Here is a 10,537-nt window from a genome sequence, read left to right on the forward strand (position 1 = left end):
ACCTTGCCTGCCCAGACCATAATGAAACGCTACGAACGATTCGCCGACGACATTGCCGAACTGATCCGCTCCGGGGTGCTTGGCCCCGGCCAGCGGGTGCCTTCGGTACGCTACGCCAGCCAGACCCACGGGGTCAGCCCGTCCACCGTGTTCCAGGCCTACTACCTGCTGGAGCGGCGCGGGCTGATCCGCGCCCGGCCGCGCTCGGGCTACTTCGTCAACGCCCATGCGCCGCGCCCGTTCAGCGAGCCGCAGCCCCAGGCGCCGGCCAGCGAGTCCACCGATGTCGATGTCAGCGGCCTGGTGTTCTCGATCCTCGACTCGATCAAGGATCCGCACACCGTGCCGTTCGGTTCGGCCTTCCCCAGCCCGACCCTGTTCCCCCTGCAGCGCCTGTCACGCTCGCTGGCCAGTGCCAGCCGGGCCATGGACCCGCGCATGGTGGTCACCGACCTGTCGCCGGGCAACCCGCAACTGCGTCGGCAGATCGCCCTGCGCTACATGGTCGCCGGGCTGATGCTGCCGATGGAGGAGCTGCTGATCACCAACGGTGCGCTGGAGGCACTGAACCTGTGCCTGCAAGCCGTGACCCAGCCCGGCGACCTGGTGGCCATCGAGGCACCGGCCTTCTACGCCTGCCTGCAGGTGCTCGAACGGCTCAAGCTCAAGGCGGTGGAGATCCCTGTCCACCCGCGTGAAGGCATGGACCTAGGCGTGCTGGCCCAGACCCTGGAGAAACACCCGGTCAAGGCCGTGTGGTGCATGACCAACTTCCAGAACCCGGTGGGCGCCAGCATGCCGGAGGCCAAGAAGCAGGAACTGGTCGAGCTGCTGCGTCGCCACCAGGTGCCGCTGATCGAGGACGACGTCTACGCCGAGCTGTACTACTCGCAGCAGGCACCGAAACCGGCCAAGGCCTTCGACACCGAAGGCCTGGTGATGCACTGCGGCTCGTTCGCCAAAAGCCTGGCCCCCGGCTACCGGATCGGCTGGGTGGCGGCCGGACGCTTCGCGCAGAAGATCGAGCGGCTCAAGCTGATGACCTCGCTGTGCGCCTCGATGCCGGCCCAGGCGGCGATTGCCGACTACCTGCAACATGGCGGCTACGATCGCCACCTGCGCAAGCTGCGCTACGCCCTCGAGGGCCAACAGGCCAACATGCTGGCCGCCATCGCCCGCCACTTCCCGGCGCAGACCCGGGTCAGCCAACCCTCCGGGGGCTACTTCCTGTGGCTGGAGCTGCCCGAGCAGATGGACGCCCTGAAGCTGTTCCACATGGCTTTGGCCCAGGGCATCAGCATCGCGCCGGGACCGATCTTCTCGCCGACCCGGCGCTTCGGCAACTGCATCCGCCTGAACTACGGCAGCCCCTGGGGGGATGGCGCGGAACAGGCCATGGAGACCCTGGGGCGGATCGTGCGATCATTTTGACGGCTTGATGGCTGGGAACAAGGACCACAACTATAGTGTTAGGGTCCATCGGATGGATCCAGCCTATGCCAGCCCCGTCGCCGCCTTCAGAGCAGTTGCAGGCCCGTATCCAGACCCTCGAGACGCAGGTGGCGAGGCATGATCTGGAGTTGGTTTGTTTCGAGTTGTTACGCTCCTGCATGGCCGAAGGCTTCTGTGTCCTGGAACTGCTTGATGGCCCCCAAGGGCCATTGAGCGACTACCGCTACATCCTCAGCAACGACGCCTGCCTGCGCCATACAGGCCATGACAAGCGGATGGGGCAGACCGTACGCGAGCTGATCCCGGACGAAGCCGATGCCTGGGTGCCGCGCTTTGCCGAGGTGCTGCGCAGCGGCCAGCCGGTACGCTTCGAACAGCGCCTGAACGTCACCGACCGTTTGCTCAACGTCACCGCCTATCGCTTGGGCCCAGCCAGTGACAGACGAGTGGCCGTACTGTTTACCGGTGTCCCGGCCAGCGAACAGGCGCGCCAGCTGCTGCACGAACAAACGGAAGAGCGCATGGACAAGGCCGAAACCAACAACAGGTTGCTCGGCGAGCTGGTGGACCACAGCCTGGCCAATGTGTTCGCCGCAGACTGCAACTTACGCCTGGTGGCGATCAACCGCACGGCGCGCGAAACCTTCGAGCGCCTGCATGGCATTTCGCCCAAGGTTGGCGACCATGTCCATGACATCCTGGCAGGTCTGCCACAGATCATGGAGAAGCTCCAACCGATCTGGCCCCGCCTTATCACCGGGGAGTCTTTCGTCGAGATGGTCAGCCTGGGCATGCCTGAGCAGCCCCGACATTACGAAATGCGCTACAACCCACTGCGCGACGGCAAAGGCCAAATCCGTGGCGGCTATCTGTTCGCCTACGACATCACCGCCCGCGTGCAGGAACAGGAGCGCTTGAGGCAGGCCGAGGAAGCCTTGCGCCAGTCGCAGAAGATGGAAGCCATCGGCCAATTGACCGGCGGCATCGCCCATGACTTCAACAACCTGCTCGGCAGTATTCTCGGCGCGCTGGAGCTGGCCGACAAGCGCCTGACGCAGGGGCGTCAGCAGGACAGCAGGCATCTGCTCGACATTGCCCGGCAGAACACCTCGCGCGCGGCTTCTCTGGTCCAGCGCCTGCTGGCTTTCGCCCGCCAGCAGGCGCTGACGCCACAGCCGCTGGATGTGCACCACCTGGCCGCCGGTATGCGCGAACTGATCCGCAGTTCCCTTGACACCCATATAACGTTCGTCGATGCCACCCGCGCCGGCCAATGGCTGGTCTGCGTCGATCCATCGCAGCTGGAAAGCACACTGCTCAACCTGTGCATCAACGCCCGGGACGCGATGGCGCGGGGCGGCACCCTGCGCATCAGCTCCGACAACTGCCAGCTGGATGCCGCGCAGGCTGCAGCCCTTCAGCTCGAAACCGGACAGTATCTGCACATTCAGGTCGAAGATACCGGCTGTGGCATGACCCAGCAGATCAGCGAGCGTGCCGCCGAACCTTTCTTCACCACCAAGCCCCTGGGGCAAGGCACCGGGCTGGGCCTCTCCATGGCTTATGGCTTCGTGCGCCAGTCAGCCGGCCAACTGAGCATCGACAGCTCACCAGAGCGCGGCACCTGCATCCACATGTATTTACCACGTGCTCATGCAGGCAGTGCAGCGCAAGCAGACGATATGCAGCAGGTGATCACGCAAGCAAGGCCCAGGCAACCGCTCATCCTGCTGGTAGAAGATCAAGCGACACTGCGCCTGGTGATACGGGAAACCCTCGAGGAACAGGGCTTGCAGGTTCAGGACTTCAAGGACGGCCGCACAGCGTTGTGCGCCTTGAATGAAGGTGTTCGACCAGACTTGCTGGTGGTGGATATCGGACTGCCGGGGAATATCGACGGATACCAGGTCGCCAGAGCCTGCCGGGCTATCGACGAGCATCTGCCCACCCTGTTCATCACTGGCTACGATGGTGCCATCGATACCCGCCGGATCATGGGCTCGCCCCCCATGCTCCTGTTGCACAAACCCTTCGAACTGAAACTGCTGACCTCCAAGGTGGAGGAGCTGCTGAACGCCACGCGAAGCAAGCCCGTGCAAGACCGTGAGCCGCGTGACTGGACAGGCACACCAGCAGGCGATTAGCGTATCTGACCCCACCTCAACGGATGCCCGCATGCCCTCGCGCGAACTGCAGTCCCTGCGCCTGGAAGTTGAACGCCTACGCCAGCGCAATGCCTTGCTGGAGGCCGAACTGGCCAATCCACCACGGCATGATCCCGACCTGTTCCGCTTTCTCTTCGACACGATGGACGAAGGGTTCTGCGTCATCGAATTCTTCGACGGCCCGCACGGCCCGCTGAGCGACTACATCCATATCCTCGCCAACGCCGCCTATGCCCGCCACGCGGGGATTCCCAACGTGGTGGGGCAGAAGCTGCGCGAGATGGTGCCGGACGAGGCCGACGACTGGGTGGCCCGCTATGGCCAGGTGCTACGCACCGGTGAGCCTCTGCAGTTCGAGCAGGAATTGATTGCCACTGGCCGGGTGCTGTCGGTCACCACCTTCCGGATCGAGCCCGCCGGGAAACACCAGGTGGCGGTGCTGTTCAAGGATGTCACCGAACGACGCCGCGCAGAAACCGCCTTGCAACAACTCAACGACCAGCTCGAGCAACGGGTCACCGCAGCCCTGGCCGAGCGCAGCCTGTTTGCCGAGCTGGTCGAACACAGTGTCGCCCGGGTGCAGGTGGTGGACACCGCGTTGCGCTTGCTCGCGATCAATGCCCGTGCAGTCAAGGATTTCGAGTACCTGTTCGGACGCAGGATCAAGGCGGGCGACAGCCTGCTCGAAGGCCTGGAGGGATTCCCCGAGGAATGCGAACGATCGGTGGCGCTATGGCGCAGGGCATTGTCCGGTGAAAGCTATACCGAAGTGATCGAATACGGTCGCGGCAATGACAGGCGGCATTTCGAACTGCGCTTCACCCCCTTGCGTGACCACACCGGCGGGATTGTCGGTGCCTATCTGTTCGTCTACGACATCACCCGCCAGGTCTGCGAGCAGAAGCGGCTGCTCGAGGCCGAGGAGGCCCTGCGCCAGATCCAGAAGATGGAGGCCGTAGGCCAGCTCACCGGCGGCATCGCCCATGACTTCAACAACCTGCTTGGCGGCATACTCGGTGCCCAGGAACTGATACGCCAACGCTTGCAGCAGGCCCGTCACGCTGAAATCGCGCCCTTGTTGAACAGTGCCTGTGAATCCGCGCAACGGGCCGCCACGCTGGTGCAACGCCTGCTGGCGTTCTCCCGCCGCCAGACCCTGCTGCCCCAGGCCACCCGCCTGAGCACGCTGGTAGGGGGCATGGAAGACCTGATCAGCCGCAGCGTCGGCCCGGCCATCGAGGTGAGCAGCGATTTCGAGCAGGAAAACGGCACGGTGTTCATCGATCCACCGCAACTGGAAAGCGCCCTGCTCAACCTGTGCATCAATGCCCGCGACGCCATGCCTGCCGGCGGTCGCATCGACATCCGCTGCGTCGCGCTGGAGGTGACGCAGGTTACAGCCCAGTCACTGGACCTGCCTTCCGGGCCCTACCTGCGCTTGAGCGTCAGCGACACCGGACGCGGCATGCCAGCGGAGGTGATCGATCGCGCGATCGAACCCTTCTTCACCACCAAGCCCATGGGGCAAAGCACCGGACTGGGCCTTTCCATGGTCTATGGCTTCGTCCGTCAGTCAGGTGGGCAACTGCAGATCTGCTCCCAGCCGGGCGAAGGGACCTGCATCCACCTCTACCTGCCCAGGCATGACACCGTTGCCCAGCCTGCGCCTGCAAAAGCTGCGTCACTGCTGTCCGCTCGCGGGCCCGGAAAGCGGGTACTGCTGGTCGAAGACCAGGCCGCGTTGCGCCTGGTGATCGCTGAAGTGCTCGAGGAGCTGGGCCACCAGGTCGATGGCTACGCCACCGGACCTGCGGCACTCGAGGCAGACCTGGGGTTCGACCTGCTGATCACCGACATCGGCCTGCCCGGCGGCATGAACGGCCGCCAGGTCGCCCAGGCCATGCGCGGGCGACTGCCTTCGATCCCGGTGCTGTTCATCACCGGCTACGATGCCAACGCGGTGCTTGAGGATGGGCCCCTGCCGCAAGGCATGCGTGTACTGACCAAGCCCTTCGACCTCGAAAAGCTGGTGGATCAGGTCGATCTGTTGCTGCGCGACTGACGAGCCTAGGGTCTGTACGAAATGTGTCTGCGCGAAGGCCAGACAAGGCGAAACGGGGGGAGGAACGGCCGGGGTCGCGCCCGACTGTACTGGAGTACATGAGCATTCCGAGCCCCGTTTCAACGCAGTATGGGCGAGTGCAGATACATTTCGTACAGAGCCTAACGTCCGCCACTCAGGTCGATGAAGGTGCCGGTCGCGTAGGACGCCTTTTCCGACAGCAACCACAGGATCGCCTCGGCCACTTCCTCGGGCTGGCCACCGCGCCCCATCGGCAAGCCCGGCTCGAGCTTGCTGACGCGGTCCGGGTCGCCGCTCAGGGCATGGAAGCCGGTGTGGATGTAGCCCGGCCGAACGCCGTTGACCCGCACGCCCTCGCCGGCTACTTCCCTGGCCAGGCCCACCGTGAAGGTGTCCAGGGCACCCTTGGAAGCGGCATAGTCGACGTACTCGTTGGGCGAGCCCAGCCGCGCGGCCATCGACGACACGTTGACAATCGCCCCGCCCTGGCCGCCATGGCGGCGGGCCATGCGCAGCAAGGCGTGCTTGGCGCAGAGGATCGGGCCGACCACATTGGTCTTCATCACCTTGAGCAGGCGGAACTCGGACATGTCCTCGACGCGACTCTGCTGGCCGATGGTGCCGGCATTGTTGACCAGCGCGGTAACCGGCCCGAGCTCCTGGTCGACGCAGCGGAACAGCCGCACCACTTCGTCCTCGACGCTGGCGTCGGCGCGCACAGCAATGGCCTCGGCGCCCAGCGCACGGACCTGCGCCAGCATCGCCTCGGCGGCCTGGTCGTCAGCGTGGTAGTTGATGCAGATGCGGTAACCCTGTTGCGCCGCCAGCAATGCGGTGGCGGCGCCGATGCCCCGGCTGGCGCCGGTGATGACGATGACCTTGTCCATGAGTCTGCCAAGTAGCCAGGTAAAGGCCTACAAGATTAGGGGAAATGCCATCATTTGAAAACGGGGCAGGTGCTGCATGGACAGGATCATTGGTTCAATGCCCCGCCGAAGCCGGCCCGGCCTTGGCGGTAAAGGGCGGCTTGGCCAGCCATACCAGCAGGATCAACCCGGCGAACACCCAGGTGAGCAAGGTGAAATAGTCCACCGTCGACATCATGTAGGCCTGGCTGTTGAGGATCTGTTCCAGCTTCGCGTAACTCTGCGGAGTGGCCCCGCCCAGCTGCTCCAGGGTCTGCCGGGTGGCCGGATCGAAGCTGCTGATGTGCTCGCTCAGGTAGGCGTGGTGCTGGTCGGCCCGGCGAATCCAGATCCAGGTGGTCAGCGACGCGGCAAAGCTGCCGCCCAGGGTGCGCAGGAAGGTGGCCAGCCCGGAACCGTCGGCGATCTGGTGCGGCGGCAGGTCCGACAGCAGGATGCCCAGGGTCGGCATGAAGAACAGCGCCACGCCGATGCCCATGAATAACTGCACCAGGGCGATGTGCAGGAAGTCCACCTCGTTGGTGAAGCCGGCACGCATGTAGCAACTGGTACCGATCGCCAGGAAGGCGATGCCGGCCAGCAAGCGCAGGTCGAAACGATGGGCGTACTGGCCGATGAAGGGCGACATGAGCACCGGCAGCAGGCCGATCGGCGCCACCGCAAGGCCTGCCCAGGTGGCGGTGTAGCCCATCTGGGTCTGCAGCCATTGCGGCAGGATCAGGTTGATGCCGAAGAACCCCGCGTAGCCGCCCACCAGCACCAGGGTGCCGATGCGGAAGTTGCGGTGCACGAACAAACGCAGGTTGACCACCGGATGGCGATCGGTCAGCTCCCAGATGACGAACACCGCCAGGAACACCACCGAGATCAGCGTGCCAATCACGATGAACGACGACTCGAACCAGTCCAGGTCGTTGCCTTTGTCCAACACCACCTGCAACGCGCCGACACCGATGATCAGGGTCAGCAGGCCGATGTAGTCCATCGGCTGGCGGCTGGTGACCACCGGCCGCGCACGCATCTGCTGGCGTACCACGGCGGCGGCGAACAGGCCGATCGGCACGTTGATGAAGAAGATCCACGGCCAGCTGTAGCTGTCGGTGATCCAGCCACCGAGGATCGGCCCGGCAATCGGCGCGACCACCGTGACCATCGCCAGCAGCGCCAGGGCCATCCCCCTTTTCGCCGGCGGGTACACGGCGATCAGCAGGGTCTGGGTCATCGGGTACAGCGGACCGGCTACCACGCCCTGGACCACGCGGAACAACACCAGCTCGGGCATCGACTGGGCGACGCCGCACAGGAACGAGGCCAGCACGAAAAGCAGCGTGGCCCAGATGAACAGCTTCACCTCGCCGAAGCGCCGGCTGAGCCAGCCGGTCAACGGCAAGGCGATGGCGTTGCTCACCGCGAACGAGGTGATCACCCAGGTGCCCTGCTCCGAACTCACGCCGAGGTTGCCGGAAATGGTCGGCAACGCCACGTTGGCGATGGTGGTGTCGAGCACCTGCATGAAGGTCGCCAGCGACAGGCCGATGGTAGTCAGCAGCAGGCTCGGCGGGGTGAACTGCGCGGGGGCCTGCTGGCTCATCGCTGAGCCGTCTTGCCGGTGGCGCTGTTCTCGTGGATCAGCCGGGCGATCAGGTCGTCGGCCTCGACCAGCTGACGGTCATACACCTGGGTGGTGTAGCTGGCCTGCTGCGGTGGCTGCTGGGCCAGGGCCGGGCCGCTCTGGTCGTGCAGGTCGACCTCGGTGACGGTGGACAGGCCGATGCGCAGCGGGTGCTTCTTCAGTTGCTCGGGATCAAGGTGGATGCGCACCGGTACGCGCTGGACAATCTTGATCCAGTTGCCGGTGGCGTTCTGTGCCGGCAACAGGGCAAAGGCGCTGCCGGTGCCCGCGCCGAGGCTGTCGACGGTGCCGGTGTACCTGACTTCGCTGCCGTACAGGTCGGCGGTGATCTCGACCGGCTGGCCAATGCGCATGTCGCGCAGCTGGGTTTCCTTGAAGTTGGCGTCGATCCACACCTCGTCCAGCGGGATCACCGCCATGGTTGTCGTGCCCGGTTGCAGGCGCTGGCCCAGTTGCACGGTGCGTTTGGCGACATAGCCGGTCACCGGCGCCACCAGCGTGGTGCGGGCATGGTCGAGGTAGGCCTGGCGCAGGTCTGCTGCGGCGGCCATCACTTCCGGATGCGAGGACACCACGGTGTCGTCGACCAGCGCGGTGCTGGTGTTGAGCTGTTGGCGAGCGCTGTTGACGGCGGCCTGGGCCACGGTCAGGTCATCGCGGGAGTGGGCGACTTCCTCGGCGGCAATGGCGCCGCTGTCGGCCAGCACCTTGCGTCGGTTGTAGTCCTGCTGGGCCTTCTGCAACTCGGCCTGGCGGGTCTGCAGTTGCGCCTTGAGCGAGTCGACATTGCTGTACAGCCCGCGCACCTGGCGCACGCTGCGCGCCAGCTTGGCCTCGGCCGACTGCAGGGCGACCTCGCTGTCGGCCGGGTCGAATTGCAGCAGTACCTGGCCGGCATGGACCAGGTCGCCGTCATCGGCGCCGATGCTGGTGACGGTGCCGGTCACCAGCGGGGTGATCTCCACGACATTGCCGTTGACGTAGGCGTCGTCGGTGCTTTCGTACCAGCGCCCGACCAGGCTGTACCAGGCCCAGGTGCCTGCACCGGCAAGGACCAGTATCAGCAACAGGGCGAGCAGCCAGACCTTGCGCTTGCGTGTGTTGTCAGGCGCGGGGGCCGGGGTGGAGGTGTCAGCGGGAGTGGCCATGACAATACCTTGGAAGATGCGTGACAGGGATCAACGATCGCCGAAGCGGCGGATCGTCAGGGGGTCGCCGGCGTTGATCAGGACCTTGGCGAGCAGTTGCTCGAGGGTCTTGAGTTCCTCGGGCTGCAGCACGCCGACCAGTTCGTTCATCGCCGCCGCGCCGACCTGCGGCAGGCGGTCGGCCAGGCGCTGGCCATCGGCGGTCAGGGCCAGGCGCACCTGGCGGCGGTCGTCGGGGCAGCGATTGCGCAGGATCAGGCCCTTCTGCTCGAGGCGGTCGAGCATGCGGGTCATCGAGCCGCTGTCCAGGCCCAGGTAGCGGCACAGTTCGGCCGGGGTGTCGACCTGGTACTGGGTGACGATGATCAGCACCTTGAACTGGGCGGCGGTGACGCCGTCGGCTTCCAGGTGCCAGTCGAGGATGCGGTCCTTGAGGAGTGCGGCGCGGCCGAGCAGCATGCCTATGGCGCAGGTCTGGAAGGTTTCCGGAGTGTAGTGGGGCATTGGGGCTGCTCGTTGAATTGTGTGAAAATATTACTGCTTAGGCAGTGAATGTCAAAGCTTTGATTAGGGGGCTAAAGGAATTTTTTTGTTTGGAGTCAGGATTGGATGTGATTGTTTTGAGTTTTGCATTCATATTCTTTGAATATGTCGACATCTAGTCACCTTTCCGCCCTTACGGCGGGTCCCTTTTTGAAGGATCAAAAAGGAACCAAAAAATCCTCGCTCCATTCATACGGCCCCTGCGCTACGCTCCGGGGTTCCCTCGCTCCGTTCTTGCTCCCGGGAGGACCGCGCTGAACGCCCCATCCTGGGGCGCAGCGCTTGACGGCCATCCATGGCCGTCACCTCCCTGCGCAAGAACTCCGCTCGGCCTCCTGAAGTCGCAATTGGCGGCGCCTGAACTACCGCGCGCTTAGAAGCAAGAGCAAGAGCAAGAGCAAGAGCAAGAGCAAGAGCAAGAGCAAGAGCAAGAGCACGAAATGCGAAGTTAGTTGTTTGAGCATTAGTTATGCATCGGTTGTTCCGGCCCTTTCGCGGGGCAAGCCCGCTCCTACAGCGTGGGAGCGGGCTTGCCCCGCGATACGATCGAGAGATTAACTAAACTTTCAACTAGCGACAGCTGCGCG

Annotated in this window: 7 protein-coding genes; 3 read left to right on the forward strand and 4 right to left on the reverse strand. The window is 64.4% G+C overall.

The window, feature by feature from the left end:
* Positions 1–21 precede the first annotated feature (21 nt).
* From mapR to NMG10_RS24140, 3 genes are all read left to right on the forward strand, one after another.
* On the forward strand, positions 22–1,431 hold the full coding sequence (mapR, locus tag NMG10_RS24130) for a GntR family transcriptional regulator MpaR (protein ID WP_028692181.1): 1,410 nt from the start codon (positions 22–24) through the stop codon (positions 1,429–1,431).
* A 65-nt stretch (positions 1,432–1,496) separates the two neighbouring features.
* Entirely contained in the window at positions 1,497–3,596 is a 2,100-nt protein-coding gene (locus NMG10_RS24135; RefSeq protein WP_254465259.1) for a PAS domain-containing sensor histidine kinase, read from the forward strand.
* A gap of 31 nt (positions 3,597–3,627) precedes the next feature.
* Positions 3,628–5,679, forward strand: coding sequence for a PAS domain-containing sensor histidine kinase (locus NMG10_RS24140; protein ID WP_254465260.1), 2,052 nt, complete (start codon positions 3,628–3,630; stop codon positions 5,677–5,679).
* Positions 5,680–5,840: 161 nt separating this feature from the next.
* Here NMG10_RS24140 and NMG10_RS24145 read toward each other — a convergent pair whose 3' ends face one another.
* The 4 genes from NMG10_RS24145 to NMG10_RS24160 form a co-directional block, all read right to left on the reverse strand.
* Complete coding sequence (locus NMG10_RS24145) at positions 5,841–6,587, reverse strand: SDR family oxidoreductase (RefSeq protein ID WP_203646991.1); 747 nt, start codon at positions 6,585–6,587, stop codon at positions 5,841–5,843.
* A 94-nt stretch (positions 6,588–6,681) separates the two neighbouring features.
* On the reverse strand, positions 6,682–8,217 hold the full coding sequence (locus NMG10_RS24150; RefSeq protein ID WP_254465261.1) for a DHA2 family efflux MFS transporter permease subunit: 1,536 nt from the start codon (positions 8,215–8,217) through the stop codon (positions 6,682–6,684).
* Positions 8,214–9,407, reverse strand: a complete 1,194-nt coding sequence (locus tag NMG10_RS24155) for an HlyD family efflux transporter periplasmic adaptor subunit (protein ID WP_232855379.1) — start codon at positions 9,405–9,407, stop codon at positions 8,214–8,216. Before NMG10_RS24155 ends, NMG10_RS24150 begins: the two co-directional genes overlap by 4 nt.
* A gap of 30 nt (positions 9,408–9,437) precedes the next feature.
* Positions 9,438–9,911 (reverse strand): MarR family winged helix-turn-helix transcriptional regulator, encoded by a 474-nt coding sequence (locus NMG10_RS24160; protein ID WP_186714554.1) that lies wholly within the window; start codon positions 9,909–9,911, stop codon positions 9,438–9,440.
* Between the last annotated feature and the right edge of the window lie 626 nt (positions 9,912–10,537).

Origin of the sequence: Pseudomonas sp. DVZ6 (genome assembly GCF_024259445.1) — a bacterium.
Lineage (GTDB): Bacteria > Pseudomonadota > Gammaproteobacteria > Pseudomonadales > Pseudomonadaceae > Aquipseudomonas > Aquipseudomonas peradeniyensis.